This is a genomic window from Stenotrophomonas sp. STEN022, from assembly GCF_056760155.1.
On the sequence record NZ_JBRREG010000041.1, the window covers coordinates 13040 to 36844 of the forward strand.

The 23805-nt window shown below is 62.8% G+C and carries 23 protein-coding genes; 7 read left to right on the forward strand and 16 right to left on the reverse strand.

Annotation, left to right across the window (positions count from 1 at the left end):
• Window positions 1-190 precede the first annotated feature (190 nt).
• Window positions 191-1297 (forward strand): serine hydrolase domain-containing protein, encoded by a 1107-nt coding sequence (locus ACVOMF_RS10435; RefSeq protein ID WP_481509220.1) that lies wholly within the window; start codon window positions 191-193, stop codon window positions 1295-1297.
• Here the strand turns inward: ACVOMF_RS10435 and ACVOMF_RS10440 are convergent.
• Window positions 1281-2873, reverse strand: coding sequence for a winged helix-turn-helix domain-containing protein (locus tag ACVOMF_RS10440; RefSeq protein ID WP_481509221.1), 1593 nt, complete (start codon window positions 2871-2873; stop codon window positions 1281-1283). The two genes, ACVOMF_RS10435 and ACVOMF_RS10440, sit on opposite strands and share 17 nt — an antisense overlap.
• 379 nt (window positions 2874-3252) lie before the next feature.
• Complete coding sequence (locus tag ACVOMF_RS10445; protein WP_481509222.1) at window positions 3253-4134, reverse strand: LysR family transcriptional regulator; 882 nt, start codon at window positions 4132-4134, stop codon at window positions 3253-3255.
• A gap of 134 nt (window positions 4135-4268) precedes the next feature.
• Here ACVOMF_RS10445 and ACVOMF_RS10450 point away from each other — a divergent pair, with 134 nt between their 5' ends.
• Entirely contained in the window at window positions 4269-5024 is a 756-nt protein-coding gene (locus ACVOMF_RS10450; protein WP_481509241.1) for an alpha/beta fold hydrolase, read from the forward strand.
• A gap of 41 nt (window positions 5025-5065) precedes the next feature.
• Here the strand turns inward: ACVOMF_RS10450 and ACVOMF_RS10455 are convergent, their stop codons facing one another.
• The 7 genes from ACVOMF_RS10455 to ACVOMF_RS10485 all read right to left on the reverse strand — a co-directional run bounded on the left by ACVOMF_RS10455 (window position 5066) and on the right by ACVOMF_RS10485 (window position 12491).
• Entirely contained in the window at window positions 5066-6154 is a 1089-nt protein-coding gene (locus ACVOMF_RS10455) for a serine hydrolase domain-containing protein (RefSeq protein ID WP_481509223.1), read from the reverse strand.
• A gap of 134 nt (window positions 6155-6288) precedes the next feature.
• The gene (locus ACVOMF_RS10460; protein ID WP_481509224.1) at window positions 6289-7107 is read right to left on the reverse strand and encodes an alpha/beta fold hydrolase; all 819 of its coding nucleotides are present in this window, start codon (window positions 7105-7107) and stop codon (window positions 6289-6291) included.
• Between the two features lie 300 nt (window positions 7108-7407).
• Entirely contained in the window at window positions 7408-7857 is a 450-nt protein-coding gene (locus ACVOMF_RS10465; protein ID WP_481509225.1) for a nuclear transport factor 2 family protein, read from the reverse strand.
• Between the two features lie 60 nt (window positions 7858-7917).
• A complete protein-coding gene (locus tag ACVOMF_RS10470; protein WP_481509226.1) occupies window positions 7918-8817 on the reverse strand; it encodes a type 1 glutamine amidotransferase domain-containing protein in 900 nt (299 codons plus the stop codon).
• Between the two features lie 90 nt (window positions 8818-8907).
• Window positions 8908-9924, reverse strand: coding sequence for an AraC family transcriptional regulator (locus tag ACVOMF_RS10475; protein ID WP_481509227.1), 1017 nt, complete (start codon window positions 9922-9924; stop codon window positions 8908-8910).
• Window positions 9925-10053: 129 nt separating this feature from the next.
• On the reverse strand, window positions 10054-11253 hold the full coding sequence (locus ACVOMF_RS10480; protein WP_481509228.1) for an MFS transporter: 1200 nt from the start codon (window positions 11251-11253) through the stop codon (window positions 10054-10056).
• Between the two features lie 32 nt (window positions 11254-11285).
• A complete protein-coding gene (locus tag ACVOMF_RS10485) occupies window positions 11286-12491 on the reverse strand; it encodes an MFS transporter (protein WP_481509229.1) in 1206 nt (401 codons plus the stop codon).
• A 133-nt stretch (window positions 12492-12624) separates the two neighbouring features.
• Between ACVOMF_RS10485 and ACVOMF_RS10490 the strand changes: the two genes are divergently transcribed.
• Window positions 12625-13209 (forward strand): TetR/AcrR family transcriptional regulator, encoded by a 585-nt coding sequence (locus ACVOMF_RS10490; RefSeq protein WP_481509230.1) that lies wholly within the window; start codon window positions 12625-12627, stop codon window positions 13207-13209.
• 311 nt (window positions 13210-13520) lie between these two features.
• Here ACVOMF_RS10490 and ACVOMF_RS10495 read toward each other — a convergent pair whose 3' ends face one another.
• The 6 genes from ACVOMF_RS10495 to ACVOMF_RS10520 all read right to left on the reverse strand — a co-directional run bounded on the left by ACVOMF_RS10495 (window position 13521) and on the right by ACVOMF_RS10520 (window position 18419).
• Window positions 13521-14729, reverse strand: coding sequence for a low temperature requirement protein A (locus ACVOMF_RS10495; RefSeq protein ID WP_481509231.1), 1209 nt, complete (start codon window positions 14727-14729; stop codon window positions 13521-13523).
• A complete protein-coding gene (locus ACVOMF_RS10500) occupies window positions 14726-14995 on the reverse strand; it encodes a hypothetical protein (RefSeq protein ID WP_282268735.1) in 270 nt (89 codons plus the stop codon). Before ACVOMF_RS10500 ends, ACVOMF_RS10495 begins: the two co-directional genes overlap by 4 nt.
• Before the next feature lie 2 nt (window positions 14996-14997).
• Entirely contained in the window at window positions 14998-16440 is a 1443-nt protein-coding gene (locus ACVOMF_RS10505; RefSeq protein WP_481509232.1) for an aldehyde dehydrogenase family protein, read from the reverse strand.
• A gap of 136 nt (window positions 16441-16576) precedes the next feature.
• Window positions 16577-17350: an SDR family oxidoreductase gene (locus ACVOMF_RS10510; protein WP_481509233.1), complete on the reverse strand. Its 774-nt coding sequence runs from the start codon at window positions 17348-17350 to the stop codon at window positions 16577-16579.
• Between the two features lie 96 nt (window positions 17351-17446).
• Entirely contained in the window at window positions 17447-18040 is a 594-nt protein-coding gene (locus ACVOMF_RS10515) for a hypothetical protein (RefSeq protein ID WP_481509234.1), read from the reverse strand.
• A 43-nt stretch (window positions 18041-18083) separates the two neighbouring features.
• Window positions 18084-18419, reverse strand: coding sequence for a hypothetical protein (locus ACVOMF_RS10520; protein WP_481509235.1), 336 nt, complete (start codon window positions 18417-18419; stop codon window positions 18084-18086).
• A gap of 532 nt (window positions 18420-18951) precedes the next feature.
• Here ACVOMF_RS10520 and ACVOMF_RS10525 point away from each other — a divergent pair.
• On the forward strand, window positions 18952-20289 hold the full coding sequence (locus ACVOMF_RS10525; RefSeq protein WP_481509236.1) for a sensor histidine kinase: 1338 nt from the start codon (window positions 18952-18954) through the stop codon (window positions 20287-20289).
• A 12-nt stretch (window positions 20290-20301) separates the two neighbouring features.
• Here ACVOMF_RS10525 and ACVOMF_RS10530 read toward each other — a convergent pair whose 3' ends face one another.
• Window positions 20302-21039: a response regulator transcription factor gene (locus tag ACVOMF_RS10530; RefSeq protein WP_481509237.1), complete on the reverse strand. Its 738-nt coding sequence runs from the start codon at window positions 21037-21039 to the stop codon at window positions 20302-20304.
• A 323-nt stretch (window positions 21040-21362) separates the two neighbouring features.
• Here ACVOMF_RS10530 and ACVOMF_RS10535 point away from each other — a divergent pair, with 323 nt between their 5' ends.
• The 3 genes from ACVOMF_RS10535 to fghA all read left to right on the forward strand — a co-directional run bounded on the left by ACVOMF_RS10535 (window position 21363) and on the right by fghA (window position 23719).
• Window positions 21363-21638, forward strand: coding sequence for a metal/formaldehyde-sensitive transcriptional repressor (locus ACVOMF_RS10535; protein ID WP_296251374.1), 276 nt, complete (start codon window positions 21363-21365; stop codon window positions 21636-21638).
• A gap of 50 nt (window positions 21639-21688) precedes the next feature.
• Window positions 21689-22798 (forward strand): S-(hydroxymethyl)glutathione dehydrogenase/class III alcohol dehydrogenase, encoded by a 1110-nt coding sequence (locus ACVOMF_RS10540; RefSeq protein ID WP_481509238.1) that lies wholly within the window; start codon window positions 21689-21691, stop codon window positions 22796-22798.
• Window positions 22799-22891: 93 nt separating this feature from the next.
• The gene (gene fghA, locus ACVOMF_RS10545; protein WP_481509239.1) at window positions 22892-23719 is read left to right on the forward strand and encodes an S-formylglutathione hydrolase; all 828 of its coding nucleotides are present in this window, start codon (window positions 22892-22894) and stop codon (window positions 23717-23719) included.
• Window positions 23720-23805: the final 86 nt, after the last annotated feature.

The window sequence follows — 23805 nt, forward strand, 5'->3', positions numbered from 1 at the left end:
ATGACGTGGAGCAGTTGTTCGGGCACCGTCGGCTTCGCGGCTTGCGCCGCTCACACAAATTCAGCGACCTGCTACATCTTTGGTTTCGCCAAGTTGTTGATCGCGAAAGACTTCATAAATCTTCATCGAAGCATCAGGCGCTTCATCCGGGGCAATGTTCGACTGGAGGCTCCACTCACGGAGCACTTTGATGTCACTGCTGATCCGCCTTCCTCTGTTTGCCGCCCTGCTGCTGAGCACGGCCTCCGTCACCGCAGCGCCGCTGCCTGCCAACGATGATTGGATGCTCGCCGCACCCGCCACGCATGGGCTGGATGCCACCCGCTTCACCGCACTGGACGCTGCGATCAACAGCGGCCAGGCGCCGGATACCACCAGCGTACTGGTAGTGCATCAGGGTGCGCTGGTGCACGAGACCTACTTCAACGGCGCCGACCGCAACACGCTGCACAACACCCGCTCGCTGACCAAGAGCGTGACCGCGATGCTGGTAGGCGCCGCCATCGACCATGGCCTGATCAGCGGGGTCAACGCAGCGGTCCTGGGCTTCTTCCCGGAGCGCACGCCGGCCCATCCGGGTGCGTTCAAGAACGCGATCACGGTCGAGGATCTGCTGACGATGAGCGCGCAGTGGGAATGCGATGACAACAACGAGTACTCCGCCGGGCACGAGGAGCGTATGTATGTCAGCGCCGACTGGACTGGCTTCACCCTCGACCTGCCAGAGCGCGGCTATGCATCCTGGAACAAGCGCCCGGCAGACAGCCCGCACGGGCGTGCCTTCGCCTACTGCACGGCCAACTCCTTCATGCTCGGTGCCATCGTAGAGCGGGCCAGTGGGATGCCATTGCAGCGCTTCGCCGCCGAGGTGCTGGAGCGGCCCTTGGGAATCGAGACGTCGGTCTGGAACCGTTCGTCCGAAGGTGTGGGCATGGGCGGTGGCGGCACCGAGTACCGCAGCCGTGACCTGGCCAAGCTGGGCCAGTTGGTCCTCGACGGCGGGCGCTGGAAGGGCCAGCAGGTGCTGCCCGCTGCCTGGACCCGGGCGATGACCGAGGTGCACGCGCAGACGCCGTTCGATGCCGACTACGGGTACCAGATCTGGCGTTTCCCGTTCACTGCCGGTGGCAAGCACGCGCATGCCTGGGCGATGTCTGGCAATGGTGGCAATGCCGTGTTCGTGGTGCCGGACAAGCAACTGGTGGTTGTGGTTACGCGTACTCGCTTCAACCAGCGCGGCATGCACCAGGAAACCCGGAAGCTGCTGCAGGACTACATCCTCAGCGCGCTACCGTAGCCGCCTGCGCATCGGCTGGCAGCTGACCGGAAGCGATGACCCGCGCCCGGTCGGCGGCCACGGCTGCTTCCATCGACTGCAGCAGCGGGGCGAAACCGGAATCCTTGCGGAGCTCGGCAAACAGCGGTGACACCTGCAGGTAGCCGGCGTTGCGGTAACCGGCGGCTACAGCCGCCTGCAATGCCAGCAACGCAGCTTGGCGGTCGCCTGCCAGATCCGCCAGCAAGCCGGCCTCGATCCCATCGGATGGGTCGTTGCCTTGTGCAAGCCCGGCCCGCAGCGCGGCCGAACGTACCAGCAGTTCCTCAGCAGCCGGCTTGGGCGCGGCACCGATGATCCAGGCGAACGTGGTTGGCCAGCTGGCCTCTGGCTTCAGTGCCTGCGCACGTTGCACCGCGGTTTGCGCGCCAGTGACATCACCGCGCTGCAGAGCCAGCTCGGCGGACAGCAGATGCAGCGAGGCATGTTCGGTACGGCGGGAAAAGGCCTCATCCAGCGCTGCCTGCGCTTCGCCGAAGCGGCCGTGTTCAAAGAGAAATGTTGGCCAGGCGATGTTGGAGAACACGTTGTCTGGATACAGCTGGAAGCTGCGCCGGTAACGTGCCTCCGCTGCTGCGGAATAGCCGAGCAGATCGAGATTGGACGCGACCTGCAGTTCCCAGAAGCGCACACGCTCGGGTGCGCGTACGGCCAGATTTGCAGCCAAGGCATCACTCAAGCGGCCTTGCCGGGCATACAGATAGGCCGCCGATGCGCGGCTGGCATCTGCGGCGGGGTCCAGGTGCACTGCATGCTCATAGGCGGCCAAGGCTGCGTCAATCTCGCCACGGCAATCGTGGGCATAGCCCAGTGCCGCATGCGCAGCCGCCAGCCTCGGCTGACGCGCGATCACCGCCTGCGCCAGCTGCAATGCCTGCTCGGCATCCCCACTGCTGCCGTTGTACAGGCAGGCGCGCGCGGCCTGCGCGCGGGCAATGCCGAGTTGTGCCTGCATATCATCGGGGGCTTCCTGCAGACGTTGCCGATACAGCGCGATGGCCCGCTCGTTGTTGTCGCGCTGGCCGATGCCCGCGTAGTAGTCGGCCCGCTGCAATAGTGGTGAAGCGGCGGCTGCATCCGGGGTCGGCCATTGCCAATAGACAACGCCGGCCGCGATCAGCAACAGCAAGGTAGCCGGGATGATGATCCAGTGGCGCTTGGAGCTAGGTAGCGACGCCGCGCCCACTGCAGGCTCCTCGATAACAGGCTCGCTGCAGAGCTGGTAGCCCTGGCCACGTACCGAACGCAGGTAACGCGCCTGCCTGCCGTCATCACCCAAGGCTTGACGCAACAGACGAACCCGCTGGGTGACGGTTTCTTCGTTGACGATTGCCGGCGCCCAGATGTTGGTGATCAAGTCACCAAAGCCAACCACGCGGGTGCCCTGGGTCAGCAGGTAATGCAGCAGGCGGAAGCTGAGCCCGGAGACGTCCAGTTCCTGGCCGTCGTCACGTATCACACGCTGCCGCGCTACATCGATGCGCAGATCGTCCAGGCGGTAGTGCAGGGCAGTGCGGTTGTCGGCCGGATCAGACATGGGAGAAGGGTAAACAGGCCTCATGCCGATCCGACCGGTATCGCTTGGCGGCAGGCTGGGTGATCAGTGCGGCGACGCTGTGGGCAGGAGAGGCATCCATGACTGCGAAGGTTAACAGGCCTAATCGGGCCTGATTCACTGGTTCCAGCAGCTATCTGGATGGCCTGCGTTTTTTTGGCAAGGAGGCCATGTACGTGCCCGTCCTAGCGGAGTGAGTCGTTGCCTGAAAGCGCACTTCACGGACGAGGCGCTTTACGCGGATCAGCTGCGTTGCCGGCAGGTGTGCGATTGGCACGTTTCCAAAGTGCAATGCTGGCGGGGCAGGATCTTGGAGCTGCGCCGCATATGACATCGGCTGGCGGGAAGGTTCCCGGCGCAGTCAGCCGAAGTTTTCCTGTGCGAAGTCCAGGAAGCTACGCAGCTTCGGCGTCATCCGCCGGTCCGGTGCAAACAGCATATGCAGCTCACGTGCTGGCGATACATGGTCCGGCAACAGCAGCTGCAGGCGGCCGGCGGCCAGGTCGTCGGCGACCAGTGCATTGGGCTGCAGCAGGATGCCGTGGCCGGCAATTGCTGCGGCCCTGAGCGCCTCACCGCTATCGGTACTGAACCTGCCGCGGATGGCAATGGATACCCGACCTTCCGCCCCTTCGAACTGCCATTCAGTACGCATCGAGGTATGCGAGAAGACCAGGCATTCGTGCTGCTTCAAATCCTGCGGCTGCGCCAGCGGTGGGCTGCGCTGGATGTAGGCCGGTGACGCACACAGCACCAGTTGCAGTGGTGCAAGCACACGGGCCTGCAGGCCGCTGTCTGGCAGCTGCCCGGTACGGAAGACCACATCAAACCCCTCATCCAGCAGGTCGACAGTGCGGTTGCTCAAGCTCAGGTCGATGGTGACCTCCGGGTGGTCCTGCAGGTAACGCGGCAGCAATGGCGCCAAGGCATGGCTGCCAAAGGTGATGGGTGCGCTGATGCGCAGCTTGCCGCGTGGTGTTGCGCGTGATTCCGCCATCAACGCTTCGGCTGCTTCCATCTCCGCAAGAATGTTCTTTGCCCGCTCGTAGAACAGCTGCCCACTCTCGGTCAGGCTCTGGCGCCGGGTGGTGCGGTTCAACAGCTTGATGCCCAGCCCGGTTTCAAGCGCCTGGATCTGTTTGCCAGCGAACTGGGGGGAAATATCCAGTTCAACCGCCGCTGCCGAGAACGAGCCCAGTTCGACGGCGCGGGTGAACACCTGCATCGCATAGAGGCGGTCCATTTGAATCCAGTAGGTTCTAGTGATTGAACTGTAGGTAAATTTATCCCATTTGGTTGTCTATGTAGAGTGATCCCACGCGGCCGAATCCGGTCGCCTTGATCCCTCAAACAGGAACTTCTGTCATGCAATTTCTTATGAAAGGCGCGCTTTTTGCCGCTGCCCTGAGCGCTGGAGCCGCCGGTGCGGCATCTCTCCCGTCGGTTGAGAAGCCCACGGTCGTTTTGGTTCATGGGGCCTTTTCCGACGGCCACGCTTGGGACAGGGTCATTCCCTTGCTGCAGGCCAGGGGCTTGAACGTGGTTGCCGTGCAGAACCCGCTCAGTTCGCTGGAGGATGACGTCGCCAAAACCAAGCGGGCGATCCAGGCGCAGACCGGACCAGTTGTGCTGGTTGGCCACTCCTATGGCGGCGCGGTCATTTCCGATGCGGGCGAGGATGAACGCGTGAAAGCACTTGTCTATGTTGCTGCCTTCGCCCCATCGCAAGGACAGTCGGTGAGCGATCTATCCAAGGATTACCCGACACCTTCCGGTTTCAGTCACCTCAATGCTGACAAGGACGGCTATCTCACGCTGACCCTGGAAGGCGTAGCGCACCACCTTGCACAGGATCTGAGCCAAGCCGACGCCAACCTGCTGGCTGCTACCCAGAACCCGACCAACAGCGCCAACTTCGCTGCAAAGACATCGGCGGCGGCGTGGACGAGCCGACCATCGTGGTACGTCATCAGCGAGCAGGACCATATGCTTGATTCCGGCCTGCAGAAGGACCTTGCGAAGAAGATCGGTGCGCGGGTAACCACGCTCGATGCGAGCCATGTTCCGCAGTTGTCGCAACCCCAGAAGGTGGCGGATGTGATCCTTGCGGCGGTGGAGCAGGTAGCCAGATAAGCGGAAACCGGCGGAAACCCCACTCTGACCCCGGTTTCCGCCTACTTGATCCCCGGCAACACCACCTCGCGGCCGTAGAAAAGATCCACGACTGCCTGCAGAAAGTCATTGGTCGGAATGCGTTCGCCGTTGGTGGAATAGGCGATCGCCACACCATCGCTCGGGTTGTAGATCACGCGCGAGTGCGAGCCGAGAACGTCGCCACCGTGACCTAGAAAGCGATTCTCGTCGTAGGTGAACTCGGCCAGCCCTCGTCCCCAGCCGCTGCCAGCCGGCCGCGGCTTCATCTGCTCCACGGTCTCCCTGCGCAGAAGCTTGTACTCGAACAGCGCGGAGATCAGTACATCCAGGTCGTGTGTGGTGGCTGCGATGTCACCAACGCCGATCACGTTGGAGTAGTCGATTTCCTTGATTTCACGCCATTGCCCTGCGAATGCGTAGGACTTGAAGGTGTTGCCGGGATGAGAGCGCGTGGAAGCGAAGTTGTGCAGGCCCAGGGGGGCTGCGATCTCCTGCGCGACGATGTCGTGGTAGTCGCGCCCATACAGCTGCTCGAGGATCATCCGCAGCAGGAAGTAGGCGGAGTTGGAGTAGGCAACGCGTTCGCCAGGTTTGAATGCAATGCCCTGCATTCGTATCTCCCGCAGGATTTCATCCTGGCTTAGCGGATCAACTACCCATACCTGGCCATCCCTGATCGCGAAGTTGCCAAGACCGCTGGTGTGCTCCAGCAGGTTGCTGATGCTTATCTGTTGTGAGGAAGGCATGTCCGGGAAAAAGCTGGACAGCCTGTCATCCAGGCGCAGACGCCCGTCTTCGATCAGCTTGAAGGCCAGGATCGCCGTGACCATCTTGGTCACGGAAGCGATCTGGTATCTGCTGTTCTCATCGTGAGCAACGCCGGCCAGGTTCTGCTGCCCGAAGCGCCTGGCATAGACCTCGCGGCCGTCCTTGAAAATGGACACACTGCCAATGCCGCCGTTGTTGTCCTCGACATGGTTCATGAAGTCATCGAGCTTCTCTGCATGCACTTCCACCTGCACTGCTTGTGACGATCGCGGTTGCGCCTGCGCCAATAGCGGAAGCGCCAACGCCGGAAGAAGCATCAACAAGGCAGCCAGTCTCTTCATTTCGCTCGCGTCTGTTCAATCATTCAAGGGCGGTGGTGGCACGGCACTGCGATCAGTGTTCGCTGCGTGCGGGTGATGGTGAGGTGTTGCCCGGCTTCGCGTTGTGCTGGCAGCAGTCCCACGGAGCCGGCAGTTCAACGCCTGCCTGCAATGTCCCTGATCGCATCGGCAACCGCTGCCGGGTTCTCGCGGTGGATGTTGTGGCCGGTGGCGAAGTAGCGGTGGAAGCCACGGTCGAAGGCGCTGAACAATGCGGCGTGCTGCGCCTTCCACAGTGCTTTGCCGGCAGCTGTTTCCTCGAAAACGAAGGGTTCGGCGGCGACCTGCGTGGCGGTGAGCAGCGCTACCGGTAGATCCGGTATGGCGCTTGGCGTCTGCGCGTCTGGCGCATCCAACTGGGTGATCAAAGCCTGATAGTCGGCGGCCATGGAAGGCGGCAGCATGCCAAGCAGGGCGGCATCATCGGCGAGTACACGCGCTGCATCGGCCTGTTTGAACGCGTGTCGCTGGCTCAGCGTGGCCGGGTCGACGAGGACGAGGGCCTGTAATTGTTGCGGATGGTGGCGTGCGAACTCGGTGGCAAGCAATCCACCATACGAATGCCCGACCAGAATCAGCTTCTGCCCGCTGGCCAGTTCGTCGATCACGGCGGCGAGGTCAACGAGGTGAGCGTCGATGTCCTTGGGCTTGCCATCGCTGCCCGACTTGCCAAGTCCGGCACGGGAATAAGTGATGCCGCGATAGCCGGAGCCAAGCGCAGCGATCACGTCCTTCCATGTGTCCTTGGCCTGGCCGAAGCCCGACTCGAAAACCACCGTGATCGGACCGTTTCCCGAGTGCTCGGCGCTCAGCTTGTAGGCGCCGCGATCCACCATCACTTCGCTGGCCTGGGCCAAGCTGGCGGCAGCCAGCAACGTTGCCAGCAGCCATACCTTCAATTTGCCTGTGCTCATCGGTTCCCCTGGATGCTGATGTTGTTGGGCCCGCCATAGCAGGGTTGCGCGCGTGCGCCGGTCCATACCGGCTCTGGCGGAAGTGTGTTGATACTATAGTTAGGTATAACACCTAGCATCCCTGCCAGAAGTCATGCTGGTCCGCACAGGCGGGGCGGCCTCGCTGGGCGGGGTGTTGGGCGGCGCAGGAAGGGGGGCGCGCTGGTTCACGTATCCGGATCCGTCGGCAGCACATGGACAAAGCGCCCGGTTCTCACCGGGCGCTTCACCATTCAACTCAGGCGGGCAGCAACGCGCTGCTCAGCTCGCCGGCGTCTTGCGCTTCCCGCTCCACGACTTGCTGACGATCATCCAGTTGCCGTCGATCTTCGCCAACGCCAGGTAGTCCGAGCCGTCCCATGTCGGATAGTCGAGCGTGAGCTTGACCACGGCCGCGCTGTCCGTCACATCCAGGATCTGGTACTGGCGATGACGTTGCGCTTCATCCGCCGCTGGCTTGCCCGGAAACCCATTGGCCCATTCTTCCGTGCTCTGCATGACAACGGCGCCGCGATTGGTCGAATAGCCGATAACCACGCCGTCTTTCCGCAGTACGCCACTGAGCAGTTTGGCGTCGCCTGCTTCGAAGCCGCGCAGCAGGGTCTGCATGGCGCGATCTACCTCGGCGCGCTCGTTGCTTTGTGCCATCAGCGAGGTGGGGAGCAGGAGCAGGGCTGCGGCGAGAACCGTGGATCGGATTGAAGTGTTCATGTGTGTCCTGGGTGTTGTTGGGTGGTTGATGTGATTGCAGGTGGACGAAGTTCTGGCTGCTCAATCCCTCCTGGCCTGGCTGGCGCGTGGATTGGGAAGCTTGCGCAGCGCATCGACGACGGCTGCAGCCAACGGCGCGGCGGACGCATAGTTCTGGCCTGTCATCACCCGGCCGTCGACTTCGATGTAGGGCTCGGCGCTATCCACGGCGTTGAACAGGCCGCCGCGCGCCTGCACCGTTTGCCGGATCAGGAACGGGAATTCCTTGAAATAGGCGGCGCTGCGGTCTTCGTGCTCTTCGGGATAGCCGGTGATGCGCTTGCCGGCGAGCAGGCTTTGGCCGCCGGCGAGCTTGAGGTTCACGATTCCGGCCGTGCCATGGCACACGGCCGAGACCACCCCACCATTGCGTTCGTAGACATGCATGGCGATGTCCTGCAGGGCGCGGTTCTCCGCCACGCCGTACATCGCGTTGCTGCCACCGACGTAATAGACGGCGCGGTACAGGCCGGGGTCGATCTGCGCCGGCGTGGCAGTGTTGCGCAGACCACGCATGACGCGCTCGTCCTGCAGGCGCGGTTCCAGTTCCTTGCCCACGTAGGGGTCGAGGATAGGCACGTCGCCGCCGTCGGGGGTGACGAAGTCCACTGCATAGCCGGCCGCCTGGAACGTATCCCAGGCATGGACCACCTCACCGAAGCTGATGCTGGCCGGAATGCTGGAGCTGCCGTGCACCTTGCTGCTGGCAAGGATGAACAGGATGCGTTGTTGCCCGGCCCGGCTGGTGTCGCCGAGGCCGCTGCTGGCGACAAGGTGGTTGCTGCCGGCCTGTTGCGTCGACGGGTCAGTCGAGGACCGCTCCATGGCGGGCCCAGCGCTTGCGGCGGCGTCGGAGATGCCGCCCTGCCATGCGCACAACAGCAGGATCAGCAGCGGTTTGAGGAGTCGATGTAAGGGCATGGCGCCGGCTCGTTGGGGTGAGCCTACAGCTTATATCTCCCCTTTTAAATCAATATCTTGCTACGCAATTCCGGAGTGCTGGAATCAATTTCAGGAGTTCCCGGCAGCGGCGCGGAACGCCCCTGGGGGGCGGCCCTCCAGCTTTTTGAAGGCGGCGTGGAAGGTGGACATCGATTGGAAGCCAGCCTCCTCGGCGACCAGCTCCAGCGGCTTTGGCGGCAGCTGCAGCAACAGTGCTTTTGCTTCGATGACACGCAACTGCGTCAGGTATTGTTTGAACGAAGTCTGCTTGTTGTCGTTCAACAGCTGCGACAGCCGGGTCTGTGGAATGCCGAGCCGGCGAGCGAGGCGGGGCAGGGTCAGGCCGGGGTCGAGGTGCAGGCGCTCGCGGGCCATCAGCTCGGCCAAGGCCTGCAGTTGTGGTGCTGCCTCGTCTTCGGAAATCCGTCGGTCCTGGTAGGGCTCGATCGGTGCCTGGCCGGAACGCAGGCGCAGGTAGACCAGCACGCTCGCCGCCAGGGTGAAGGTGAAGGACAGCGCGCCGACGATGTAAGAGGTGTAGCCGGCAGTGAAATAGGCGGCCCAGATCAGCCACACGCTGAGCAGCGCTCCCAGCAGCAACGCGCCGGAGGGCGTGTCCTTGAGCTGGGCGCGGTGCCGGTACAGCAGTCCACTGGCCAATAGCAGGTAGCCCAGCCAGACATATTGGATGGCCGGGGTGATGGTATGCAGCCACAGCTCGGGATGGCCGGTGTAGGGCAGGAATACATTCACCCCGATGACAATGGCCAGCAGCGTGCTGAGGTGCCAGCGGTCTGCCAGCCGTGGACCGGGAGTACCGGCCAGGCTCGAACGCATCAGAAAGAACAGACACGGCCCGATCATGAAGCAGGCGGTCAAACCCAGTTGCAGGAACACCCGGGGAATGTCCGGCCAGAAGTAATAGGCGACCGATTTACCGGTACGCATCCCTACGACCAGAATCAGCAGCGCCAGCCAGCGCTGGCTGGGCTCGCCCTTGGCCCGCCACCACAGGAACGATGCGAGGACGGTGCCAATGAAGGCGCCGAGCATCGCAAAGAAGAACAGGAAGTGTTGGCTCAGCATTGGCGAAGTATTGAGAAAACCAATCTTTCGTCAAGGTGCGGAGGTCATGTGCGAGGCAAGGAAACGGCGGCGGGCATGAGGTGGCGTATTGAGCGGCGGGCGACGAGCAGCAGCCAGCGCGTTGGTGATTCAAGCATCGTCCTGCGCGTTCCGACGTCCGCCACGATCAACGCTGACGGCGCACAGCAGCAGTGCACCGGTTGCGAGCAGTGCGGTCATCCAGAGATTTCCGCTGAGGCCAAGCTGATCCAGTACTCGCCCACCTCCCCAGGCGCCGAGTGCGATACCCGTGTTGAACACCCCCACATACAGCGCGCTGTTTACCTCAACGGCGCGTGGCGCTGCCTGCATCATCCAGGTCATCAGCCCAACCGATACCCCGCCGTAGGCCAGGCCCCAGAGCAACAGCAGCGCACCTCCCATGATCGGGGTGTCGCCGATGCAGAGGAACAGGACAGCCGTTGCAAGCAGGCCTGCGGTAATGGCCATTACCGTGGCGGACACGTTGCGAGGAGCGAGGACGCCCACCAGGAAATTGCCGCCGATGCCGGCGACGCCATAGGCAAGCAGCAGCGCACCGATCCATGTGGCGCTCACACCAGATACCAATTCGAGCAGTGGCCGGACAAAGGTAAAGGCCGCGAAGTGGCCGGCGACCAGCAACAGCGTCAGGACCAGCCCACGCTGCACGCGGTGATTGCGCAGCTGTTGGACGAAGTGGCGCAACCGCACCGATGCCGAGACGGGTAGCGAGGGAATCACGGCAAGCTGAAGCAACAGCACCGCCGTGCTCAGCAGCGCCATACCGACGAATGCCTCGCGCCAACCGAACATCTCCCCAACCCATGCGCTCAACGGAACCCCGAGCACGGAGGCGGCGGCGACACCGCCGAAGATGATCGAGGTGGCCAACCCCACGCGTTGTGGAGATACCAATCGCATTGCCAGCCCACCGGCGATTGCCCAGATCCCGCCCATGCACAGGCCTACCAGCAATCGCGCAGCCAGCATCCACTGCATGTTCGGCGCCCATGCGGATGCGGCATTGGCGGCCGCCAGCAGGGCCAGCAGCGCGCAGAGGATGTAACGGCGGTTGATGCCACCTGCGGCAAGCACTACCAGCAGCGCGAACAGCGCTGCCAGCAGGGCCGGTACGGAGATCAGCAATCCGGCATTGCCAGTGGACGTGCCAAGGTCGCGGGCGATGGGCGTGAGCAGGCCGACCGGCAGCATCTCGGTGGTCACTACCGAAAAGGTTGCCAGGGCGACGGCCACAACGGCCAACCACGGATGGGCCACGGCGCTTGCCGTGGGGGAGTTGGTTTGCATGGTCAGTTCCAACGGTTGGGGTGCTGCTGGTATCAACAGGCGTCGGCGGTGTGCTGCACGCAAGGCCGTAGGCGTCGGACGATCCATAGCGACAGCAGCAGCACTGCGGCACCAGCCCCCACGCTGATGACGAAGCCGGCTTGGGCACCGGCGAGATCCACCAACTGCCCGGTTGCTGCGGCACCCAGCGCCACGCCGATATTCAGTCCGGCCAACAACCAGGTCATGCCTTCTGTCAGTTGCTGGTCCGGCACGGCGCGCTCGACCAGCGACATCACCACGATCATCGTCGGCGCGAAGAAAATGCCGGCCAGCAGCACGCTTGCCGCAAGCGTTGGCAGGTTTGTCACCAGCAGCAATGGCAGTGTGGTCAGCGCAGTCGCGGTGCCGCCCCATAGCAGCAGGCGATGCAACGGTGCATCGAATTTCAGCGCACCAAAAGCCAGTCCCGCCGCGCAGGAACCCAGGGCATAGGCCGACAACACGATGCTGGCTGCCAAGGGCTGGCCGAGCAGTTCGGCGAAGGCCACGCTGGTGATGTCGATGGTTCCAACGATCATGCCCATTGCGACCATCAGCAGCGCCAGCAGTCGCACCTCCGCTATCGCCATCACCGACCGATTGGGTTTGACTCCGGCATGCGGAACCAGCTGCGGTTGCGTTGCCCGCTGCATTGCAAGCGCAGCCGTGCCCACGGCCAGCAGCAGCGCGGCCAGCAGCACGCCGGCCTGCGGAAACAGGCCAACGCAAAGGCCAACCGACAGCGGTGGCCCGGCGATGAAACTCATTTCATCGAACACCGTTTCCAGCGAGTAGGCCGTCTGCAGTTGCGGCTGCCCACGGTAGAGGGCCGTCCAACGGGCCCGGACCATCGCCGACATGCTGGGCATGCAACCGGCCAGCGCGGCGCAGGGAAACAGCAGCCAATCCGGCGCCTGCCAGTAGCTGGCAAGGAGGAGCAGCAGCATGCCGACAACGCTGGCGGCCGACGCCAACGGCAGGACTTTCGCTTGGCCGTGGCGATCCACCCAACGCGAGATCTGTGGTGAGGCGAGCGCATAGACCAGCACAAAGGTGGCCGAGACCGCGCCGGCCAGTGCGTAACTGCCGCGCAGCTGCGCCAGCAAGGTGATGATGCCGATGCCGGTCATGGGCAGTGGCAGCCGGGCCAACAGGCCGGCCAGAACGAAGCCGGAAGTACCGGGTGCAGTGAAGAGGGCGCGATAAGCGTTGGCCATTGAGGTCTCCGGAGCGCAGCGGCTTGCCAAGGCATCGGCCGGCCGCAACAATACATACGAGGTGTATGTAAAAGGCTATATACATACGCCGTGAATGTAAATAAACATACGAAGCGTACGAAAGGAGATTGCCGTGGTCCGCCGCACCCGCGTTGAAATGGAGGCAACCCGCGCCTTGCTATTGGCCACTGCCCGCCGCGTTTTCGCCGAGAGCGGCTATGCGGATGCATCGATGGATGAGCTGACCGCACAGGCTGGGCTCACCCGAGGCGCGCTGTACCACCACTTCGGGGACAAGAAGGGCCTGCTGGCCGCGGTGGTCGAGCAGATCGATGCGGAAACCGATGCGCGGCTGCAGGCCATCAGCACCGCCGCAAGCGATCCCTGGCTGGGCTTCCAGCAGCGCTGCCGGGCCTATCTGGACATGGCGCTTGAACCGGAGATCCAGCGCATCGTCCTGCGCGATGCGCGCGCTGTGCTTGGCGGGGCATCGCTGGACTCGCAGCGGCATTGCGTGGACTCGATGCAGCGGTTGATCGAGGACCTGGTTCGCCATGGCGTGATCGCCGACGTGGACGCGCAGGCCTTGGCATCGCTGATCTACGGCAGTTTGGCCGAGGCTGCGTTCTGGATAGCGGAAGGGGCTGATGCCGATGTCCGTCTGCGCAAATGCGCGGCTGCATTGGATCTGATGTTGCGGGGATTGGGGCGGCGGTAGTAGAGCGCGTTGCTGTGGCAGTGCGGGCAGGCGGGGCAACTCAGGCCAGTTGTCGGCCCGCGATTCCAACGGGGAGGAACATGCAGCCGGGTCAATGACCGGAAGGATGCTTGCTGCTGACCTGGTTCGATGATTTGCATCGGCAGGGATTGTGGCTGCAATCGAGTCCACTGCACGTCGACAGGTTGCAACCCTGTACGCCGATCATTGCGACTGTTTGGGCAGCTGATTTGGGCATCGGCCAGGCAACACCGCCGACGCCGTAGATCTTGCGCACGATGCCTTCGTGCGGCGCTCCAATGCGTACGCATTCAATCCTGCTCTGCGCTGCGCCTCCGTGGAAGCCGACGTGCTTCCCAGACGCTCACGATCAACACGACCGCGGTGGTCAGCCAGCCCATCAGCAGCATGTCTGCAAACAGGCCAACCGGGACCAGCGCCAGCAACAGCAGTGCGCCAACCAGGTGGGACATAGGTATGGCGCCATAGACGATTCGCTTGTAGGCGGCACTGCCGAGCAGATAGATCGCGGGCCCGGCCAGCAGGATTGCGATCTGTGCGGTGGCCGGATGGGCGTGTGGATGTGCCAGCACCAGATCGTTGCCGACCGCCGAGGCGATGACACCTGCGATGAGAATGGCATGGACGTAGTGGAAGTACGCGCCGATGCGGCCGGGGTCGTCCGAGTGCGAAATCGCCTTGGTCGCATCCTTGCTCGATGTGCCGAAGTACAGCCACCACATGGCCAAGGTGCCGAGGAAGGTGGCCAGCAATGCGAGCACGACCGGGACATCCCATTCAGCGGCACCGGCAAGCGTGGCGCCGCTGGCAAGCAGGGTTTCGCCAAGTGCCACGATCACGAACAGCTGGCAGCGCTCGGCCAGGTGGCCACCTTCGATGGTCCAGTCCCGCGTGTGCGAGCGGCCCATGCCAGGCAGGGCAAAGCCGAACATCGGCGATACGTATTCGCACAACACGGCGAGCAGCCATAACAGTGCGCGTGCCTCATGCTGCACCATCGCCCCGGACAACCAGAACACTGCCGAGATCAGCAGCCAGCCCAGCATGCGCCGGTAATTGGGCGCCAGCGGATGGCCGGCCGGCAACTGCAGTGCAATGAAGGCGGTTCGACCCACCTGCATTGCCACATAGGCAGCGGCGAATACCAGGCCTCTGTCGGCGAACGCCATGGGAATGCTCGCGGCCATCACCAGCCCAAGCAGCATGGTCACGAACATCAAGCCGCGGATGCGCGGCGTCTCCGGGTCGAACCAGTTGGTGACCCAGCAGGTGTACTGCCACCCCAGCCACACCGCGAACCACAGGATCAGCGTTTCGACCACGCCGGCAACGGTGAGATTGTGCAGCAGCTCATGGCTGAGCTGCGTCACCGCGAACACATAGACCAGGTCGAAGAACAGCTCTTCGTAGGTCACGCGCGCGTGGTGCCCGTCGCGACGACGCAGCAGCGGATGGCTGGGGAATTGTGCGCTAGGCACGTCGGTCGTCGCAGGCTTCATGACAGCGAGAGCCGCCATGCCACGACGCAGGCGATGATCGCGGGTACGGCGAAGACCAGCACCAGGATGGGCAACTCTTCACGGAAGCTGTACCCGGCATGGGCAACGCCCACCCACATGTTGATCGCTGCAACCACCAGCCAGACCGGAATGAACGCCTTGGCTGCCAATGCCATGCCGGCGGTGGTGGCGGCCCACAGCCAGCCAAACAGGAGGAACAGGCCAAGAAGAACCAGGCCACCAACGATTACCAGAACGACATGCATGCTCACTTCTCCCTGGAAACGGGTTCAGGCGTGGCCGGGCTTGGCCCCGCCTGGCGGTGCGTCTGCGCTGAGGAGAATACGCTCAGACTCCCTGCGACGTCCTTGCCGCCGTACGGTGGAAACACATCCAGTTCCAGGTCGGGATTCCCGATCAGCATGGCCTTGGTGTTGCTCAATGCTTCGAACCCGGCCTTGCCGTAGTACTTGCCCATGCCGCTGTAGCCGACCCCGCCGAAAGGCAGGCTGTCGATCCAGCAATGCAGGTTGGTCTGGTTCACACAGCCGCCCCCGAACGCGAGGCTGCCAAGTACATGGTCGATGTGGGCCTGGTTCTTGCTGAAGACATAGGCGGCTAGTGGCTTGGGTTTGCGCTTGATGGTGGCGATGACCTGTTTCAGGTCGGTGTAGGGCAGGATCGGCAGGACCGGGCCGAAGACTTCCTGCTGCAGTGCCGGGTCGTCCCAGCTCGACGGGTACAGGATTGTTGGTTCCACATAGCGCTCCGGAATGTCGAACCGCCCGCCGTGTACCACCTTGTCGGCCAGGATGTAGGACGCCACCCGTTGCGCTTCGTGTTCGCTGATCATGCGGGCGAAATCGGGGCTTTGTCGCGGATCGTCGCCGTACATCCTGACGGTGGCTGCCTTCAGCTTCTCGATGAACGCATCGGCCACACTTTCGTGCACATGGACATACCCCGGCGCGATGCACCATTGGCCGGATATGGCGTTGTGTCCCCAGGCGATCCGGTCGGCGGCAATGTCGAGATTGGCGGTTTCGTCGACGATGGTCGGGTTCTGTCCGCCCAGTTCCAGGATCACCGGCGTCAGGTTCTCGGCCGCCGCGCGCATCACGACCTTGCCGACGGTCGAGCTGCCAGTGAAGAAGATGAAGTCGAAGGGCAGTTCCAGCAGGGCCGCGATTTCCTCGCGCCCGCCGGTGACGATGGCGACGTTTTCTGCTTCAAAGTAGTCCGGTATCAGTCGCTGGAACAGCGCGGCGGTGGCTGGCGTGGTGTTGGCGGGCTTCAACACAACGGGGTTGCCGGCGGCCAAGGCGGCAATGGCCGGATCGAGCAGCAGCAGGATGGGGGCATTGAATGGGCCGATCACCAGGGTTGGCCCGTAGGGCTCCTTCAGGATCAGGCCGCTGTTTCCGGTTGCTTCCAACCCTGCCGGGATCGCGACCCTGCGTGGCGCCATCAGCGCCGTGAGGTGTTCCCGGTAGTAGTTGATGTTGCCAAGCGGAACGGTGATCTCGAACAGCTGCTCGAACGAAGGCTTGCGAAAGTCCTCGTAGAGTGCGGCGCAGAACGCATCCTGGTGGTCGCGCAGCATGCGCTCCATGCGCTCAAGCTGGTCGATGCGCCAGCCGCGCGGCTTGGTCGCGTCGGTAAGGAAATGCTGTTGCTGTGCATCCAGGATTGATTGGAATCTATTGGCCATGAGCGTGTCACTGGTGATCGTGCCGGTACCGGGCCCCGTTCCGGCCCTCCATCCGGCATTACGTCGGTCGCGGGCGGAAGCGGTGCTGCACCGCCCCGCGCTTCCGTCTCCGCAACCACCCTTCTTCGCTGAAGGCTTACCGAGTCGTGTAGCCGCCGTTGGCGAAGATCGTCTGCCCGGTGATCCACCAACCGTCCGTCACCAGGAACCTGACGATGGGGGCGATGTCCTCGATATCGGTAAGCCCGGTCCTGCTGTACTTGCTCAGTGCTGCCGCGGACTTGTGATAGGCCACTGCATCGGGCTTCTCCTGGCCGTAGAAGAAGGGGGTATCCATCGGGCCTGGCCCAATGGCATTGACCGAGATTCCCCTGTCGCCGAACTCTTTCGAGGCCGCGCGCGTGTAATGTTCAACCGCCGCCTTGCTGCCGGGATAGATTGCATAGAACGGCGTGTAGGCGGCCAGCAGCGAGCTGACGATGGTGACGATGTTGCCGCCATCGGCCAGTACCCGGCCTGCCTGCTGGATGAAGAAGAACGCGGCTTTGGCGTTGGCGTCAAAGCTCTTGTCGTAATCCGCCTCGGTGATCTCGGCGATAGGCTTCTTGATCACCACGCCTGCGGTGTTGACCGCAATGTCGACCTGGCCAAAATGCGCCTTGGCCTTGTCGAACAGCTGCACATTGTTGGCGACGACCGCCAGATCACCCTGGAACAGGATGGCGTCCGCTCCCTTGGCTTTCAGTTCGCCGGCCGTTCTCTCTGCATCCGTTCTCGAGGAGTCGCTGTTGTAGTGGATGGCGATCCCGCGGGCCCCTGCATCGACAAACTGGTGGGCCACCAAGGCGCCGAGGTTCTTGCCGCCGCCTGCGATAACCGCGACTTTGTTTTTCAGGGAATGGTCAGTCATGTGGATGGTCCTCTGGTCTGGGAACTGGCTTCGACGTTGGTCGGGGGATTTCACGCGCGGGCATTCCCTGAAAGACGGGAGATGCGCGTGGACTCGTCAACGGTTATGGCACCGTCGATGAATACCTTTGGCGTTGCTCAATGCCGCACGCATCCGTAGAAGCTGCGTACGGCTTTCCTTGGAGACATCCAGACGACTGGCGCCGGCTTGGGTCTCGGCGGCACTCAGCCAGGGGCCGGCAGCCGCTCCCAATGCAGCTGTAGCTGCTTCCCTGATGCATCGTTCCCTGAGTGCGGTCAGCACCGGTTGCAGCTCGCGCATGGTTCTCACGCGCAGTGGAGGACATGGCCGTTGCGCAGGACCGGCGAGCAGAACCTGTTGCAGATGAGCGGCCACATCCTCAAGCAGTGCGGAAGTTGCAGGGTCCAGCTGCCTGGCTTCGGCAAGGCATCGGGTGATCCTGTCGATGAGGAGATTCGCTTCGTTGTCCAGACGCGGATTCTTGGGCATGACCGACCGGGAGTTCGTTTCTGTAGGTTGCGGCGCCTGGGGGCGGAACCCGGCGGACTGCGATGGGAGATCGCGCGTTCGGCAGCCTGTTTGCGGGTGGTGAAGCGCCCAGTTCTGCCGTCGCACGTGACGCGGATCACCGGAGTCCTGGCGTTGCTTTGCGGTGGTCAGGATGCTCATCATTCATCACCGGTTTCATGAGAAAGCATGCGTGTTACCTGTGCTATGGCTGGATATATTCCGCAGCGGGGAGAGGGTCGGCGCAGGAATGACCAAACGGCTCCCGTTCGAAAGGGAGCAATGCAACTTCAATCGCCTCCAGCACCATCGCGTCGATCCGGTTGCAATGGTCGACGGAGTTGTTCGAGCCATTGATGTAGAAGCTGGCAGCCGATTGCCTGATCTTCTGGAGGACTTCAATTCGGCCGCTTATGTTCAGCGAAATATCGTCCAGAGAATCAATCAGGACTTTCAGTTGATCGATGCTTGCATGCTTCATCAGGTTGACCCGGAGCGCGTATTCGAGGCGGTAGTTGGGGAGAAGATGTCTGGCGTTCATCCTTGTCGACCCGAAAAGTGAAACCAGTATCCATGGAGGTCGCAGGGCATAGGCGCATCCATCCAGGAAGGTTGTTTGGTATCCCATTGGACTTCCGGTGCCAGCTCGCGGGCCGGCCGGTGGCAAGCTCCAGAACGTTTCGGGGGGCTCCCGGATATCTTTGGCGCGACGGATCTTGAGTTTCCGTGGAGCGCCGCAGGCTTCGTTGGGAGGTCTTGGTTTGTGTGCGTTGCGTGAAGCCGTGTTCAACTGTGGCAATGCAGTCGTGGAAACGTCGGTGTCGCCGACAACCCTTGTTCCTCGTATGGGCCACTTCCTCACGGCAGGAAGGAGGTCTTGGACGTAAGCTACAAAAGTGGATCGTGGAATACACGCACCGTTTTTCACCGGTCCGGGTGAGAAGCGATGAGGAATGCCGAAAGGGGCGGACGCCGGTTGGGACCTGTTCCGCGGCTAAACCAGGTGCGGGGAGATTCTTATCAAACAGCTACTTCTCTTCAGGCCGGTGCAGCGCTGGCTTTCAGATATCCCGGTGCAGGATCCGGTCGATCGGCGCAATGCGCCGTTCCTGCAGGTATTGCTGATCTTCCTTGGGGTTTTCATCCCGCTCAACAAGTCGCTGTATCTCTATGCGGTGCTGAGCGGCCGTTGGTCGGTTGACTTGCCGCCCCGCAGCGCCATGCTCGCTGACCTGACGACAGACCTGTTGATGACGTCGGCAGCGTGGGCCTGTGTGTGGTTGATCCGAACGGGGCGTTTCCGTCATGGCATGCACCTGTTCCTCAGCGTGGTGTTGTTGTCGATGGCGGTCATCTACACCGCGACCGGAATGCTCGGTCTGCGCTTTGATCCGATGCCGATGATCCTGCTGGCGCTCGCCGGTCTGGTCCTGGGGCGGCGGACCTTGTGGATCACATACGCGACCTGCGTTGCGATCCTGGCGGCGACACTTCTTGCGGACTACCTGCGGGCAATGCTCGGAGGTGGCGCGGCGTCGGTCGCGGGGGTCGGCAAGGCGGTTTCGTTGGCCGGTATCTGGTTGATCATTGCGATCGTCCTGGATCGGACCGTGGCGGCATTGCGTAACAGCCTGGAAGAATCCAATGCCCGTGGTCGCGAACTGGAGCTGGCCTATACCCGGCTCCAGGAGGAGGTCGCCGAGCGTGAACGCACGCGCGAGCAGCTGATTCATGCCCAGAAGATGGAAGCTGTCGGGCGTCTTGCCAGCGGCGTGGCACACGACTTCAACAACGTGCTCGGAATAGTGCTGGGCCAGGCCGGGCAGCGGGAGCGCCTCGCAGACAAGGGGGCGACCGCACTCTACGGCGCGCTGGAGGACGTCGAGCTCGCTGCCAAGCGAGGCCTGGCCATCAGCAGGAAGCTGTTGAACTTCAGCAGGCAGGATGTGGCGCACCCGCAGGTCTTTGATGTGCGTGCTTCGCTCGGTGAGCTGTCGCCGATGCTGAAGCAACTTTTTGGCAGTCGCGTGCGGCTGCAGCTAGACTGCGGTGAGGGGGCCTTGCCGGTGCGCATGGATGCTGATCGCTTCGGGCTGGTCATCCTCAATATCGCGGCCAATGCGCGGGATGCGATTCCCGGAGCGGGTACTTTCCAGGTCAAAGCCGAGCGGGAAGGGGACGCGTGGGTCTCGCTTACCCTGCAGGATGACGGCCACGGCATGACAGAGGCCATTCGTGCAAGAGCGTTCGATCCGTTCTTCACCACCAAGCCTGTTGGCCTGGGAACCGGCCTGGGCTTGCCGGTTGTGATGGACATGGTCCTTGAGGCGGGTGGAAGCGTTGAACTTGCTGCCCGGCAAGCACAGGGCAGCACGGTGAAGATACTGCTTCCGCTGGTCTCTCCGCCCTGATGTTCGACGGACTCAGGTAGCGAGCAGGTAGCCCTTTCCGCGGATAGACAACAGGGGCAGGGGCGGTGACCCGGGGGCAGCAGTGGCGGCTTTGCGGCGGATCCGGTGCACAAGGGCTTCCAGACGGTGCGGATCGAAGTCCGAGGCATTGTCTGTCAATGCCTCGATCAAGCGCTCCTTCTCGACCGTCTGGCCTCGGTTGGCATTGAGCAGGCCCAGGAGTGCCCGTTCTGGGGTCGTCAGGGCGATGATCCGCCCGGAGGGGGGCACAAGGCACCAATCATCGGATGCCAAGGTCCAGCGCGCATTGCCGTCCTGGGCATCGGTGCTGTTGGCGCCCTTTGGGGTGCGCTCAAGACGGCGTGACAGGCTGTGCAGCGTGGCCGCAATGATGTCGATGTCGACAGGCTTTGACAGGTAGGCATCCGCACCTTGGAGCATCGCCCGAAGGTGGTTGTCCCGGCTCTCCGTTCCCGTCAGCATGACCAGGCCAAGCCCGGGCTGTATCTGGCGAAGGTGCGCCGCAATACTCAAGCCATCCTCGCCTGGCAAGGCGATATCCAGGATCACCACGTCGAACTGCTGGGTCAGCAGGCCGCGGTAGAGCCCGGTGGCGTCATTGAAGCCGTCTACCTTGAAACCATAGTCACGCAAGCCGGGAAGCAGGACGCGTTCAAGCAGCACCGCGTCGTCTTCGGTAATGGCTACCTTCAATGGAAGGCAGGGGCTTTTGTCGACTTGTTGGCTCAAGTTGGTGATGCCTGGATTGTCCTGCCAAGACTACTTGAGTGACGCGGGAATCATCCAGCGGTTCATGGGGGGAAGGCGCGGCAACTGGCCGGCCCCGGCATTGCGGACAATGCGCGATAGCCAGGTCCAGCCGGCCCGAACGCAGCGCCGGGCCTGTCCGGGCTGAATCGGCGGTTTGAAGCAGGCAATGGCGCGTAAAGCCACCGTTGATAGTGGTGCTCACGTACGGCGGGATGGCCACCAATCGCTTGGGAACCCGGTCGACTGGCATTTTCCAGAACTGCAAAATATACTATCCCCCAGTACAGGATATGGGCGCCGCCATGCCGCATTCCCCCGAAGAGAAGAAGAAGGTGCTGGCCCGGGTCAAACGTATCCGTGGCCAGTGCGATGCGTTGGAGCGTGCGCTGGAGGCCGGCGCCGACTGCAATCCGGTGCTGCAGCAGATCGCGGCCATCCGCGGTGCAGTCAACGGGCTGATGTCCGAGGTGATGGAGGCGCACCTGCGCGAGGAGTTCGGGCAGCCGGCGCGCTCCGAGGCGCAGCGCGCTGCGCGCGTTGCCGAGATGTCCAGCCTGATCCGTTCATATCTCAAGTAATTCCGGCGGCGCCTTGCGTCGTCTTTCGTCATTCCCGCAGGAGAAAACCCATGAAATCACGTGCCGCCGTTGCCTTTGGTCCGGGCCAGCCTTTGCAGATCGTCGAGATCGATGTCGCACCGCCGAAGGCTGGCGAAGTGCTGGTCAAGATCACCCATACCGGCGTCTGCCATACCGATGCCTTCACCCTGTCCGGTGACGACCCGGAAGGCCTGTTCCCGTGCGTGCTCGGCCATGAAGGCGCTGGCATCGTGGTTGAAGTGGGCGAGGGTGTCACCTCGGTGAAGGCCGGTGATCACGTCATTCCGCTGTACACCGCCGAGTGCGGCGAGTGCCTGTTCTGCAAGAGCGGCAAGACCAATCTGTGTACCTCCGTGCGCGCCACCCAGGGCAAGGGCGTGATGCCGGACGGCACCAGCCGCTTCTCGTACAACGGCGAGCCGATCTATCACTACATGGGCTGCTCGACCTTCTCCGAGTACACCGTGGTGGCCGAAGTATCGCTGGCCAAGGTCAACCCGGAAGCCAACCCGGAGCACGTCTGCCTGCTGGGCTGCGGCGTCACTACTGGCATCGGTGCCGTGCACAACACCGCCAAGGTCGCCGAAGGTGACAGCGTCGCGGTGTTCGGCTTGGGTGGTATCGGCCTGGCGGTGATCCAGGGCGCGCGCCAGGCCAAGGCCGGCCGCATCATCGCCATCGACACCAATCCCTCCAAGTTCGAGTTGGCCAAGCAGTTCGGCGCCACCGATTGCGTCAATCCGAAGGAGCACGACAAGCCGATCCAGCAGGTCATCGTGGAGATGACCGGGTGGGGCGTGGACCACAGCTTCGAATGCATCGGCAACACCAACGTGATGCGTGCGGCGCTGGAATGCGCGCACCGTGGTTGGGGTCAGAGCGTGATCATCGGCGTGGCCGGCGCAGGGCAGGAGATTTCCACCCGCCCGTTCCAGCTGGTGACCGGTCGCAAGTGGATGGGCACCGCGTTCGGTGGTGTGAAGGGGCGCAGCCAGCTGCCGGGCATGGTCGAAGATGCGATGAAGGGCGACATCGAGCTCGCGCCGTTCGTGACCCATACGATGGAACTGGACAAGATCAACGAAGCCTTCGACCTGATGCACGAAGGCAAGTCGATCCGCTCGGTCATCCATTACTGATCCCGGCCCCTCTTGTAGGAGCGGCGTAAGCCGCGAAGCTGGCGTTTTCTCAGTCGCAAGCATCACGCAACTCAATACCAAGGATTCCAAACCATGCAACGACTCGAACACCGCGCCTGCTTCGGCGGCTGGCAGGACGTTTACCGGCACGAATCCAAGGTATTGGGCTGCGAGATGACGGTAGGCGTCTATCTGCCGCCACAGGCCGAGCACGGCCCCTGCCCGGTGCTGTACTGGCTGAGCGGCCTGACCTGCACCGAGCAGAACTTCATCACCAAGTCCGGCGCTCAGCGCTATGCGGCCGAGCACGGCATCATTCTGGTGTCGCCGGATACCAGCCCACGCGGTGACGCAGTAGCCGATGCCGAGGGCTATGACCTGGGCAAGGGCGCGGGTTTCTACCTCAACGCGATCCGTGAGCCGTGGTCGCGGCACTACCGCATGTACGACTACATCGTCGATGAGCTGCCGGCCTGGGTGGAAGCCGATCCGGCCGCCAGCGATGTGCGCGCAATCAGCGGGCATTCGATGGGCGGCCACGGTGCCTTGACCATCGCCCTGAAGAATCCCGGGCGTTATCGTAGCGTGTCGGCGTTTTCGCCGATCGTGGCACCCTCGCAGGTGCCATGGGGACAGAAGGCATTTGCTGCGTATCTGGGTGAAGACCGCGAAGTATGGAAGGCGTATGACGCCAGTGAGCTGGTCGCACATGCGCAGGAGAAGCTGCCGTTGCTGATTGATCAGGGCGGCGCCGATGAATTCCTGGAGAGCCAACTGCGCCCGCAGTTGTTGCAGGCCGCCTGCGAGGCTGCCGGGCATCCGTTGCAGCTGCGCATGCAGCCGGGTTATGACCATAGCTACTACTTCATCAGCAGCTTCATCGGCGATCACATCGCGCATCACGCCAAGGCGATGCGCTGAGGGCTTCTTGTAGTGGGGGGCCAAGGGCCGGCGGGCGGGGGTGGTAATTTAACCCAGCCGCGCGGGAGGACAGGTAAAGAGAGAGG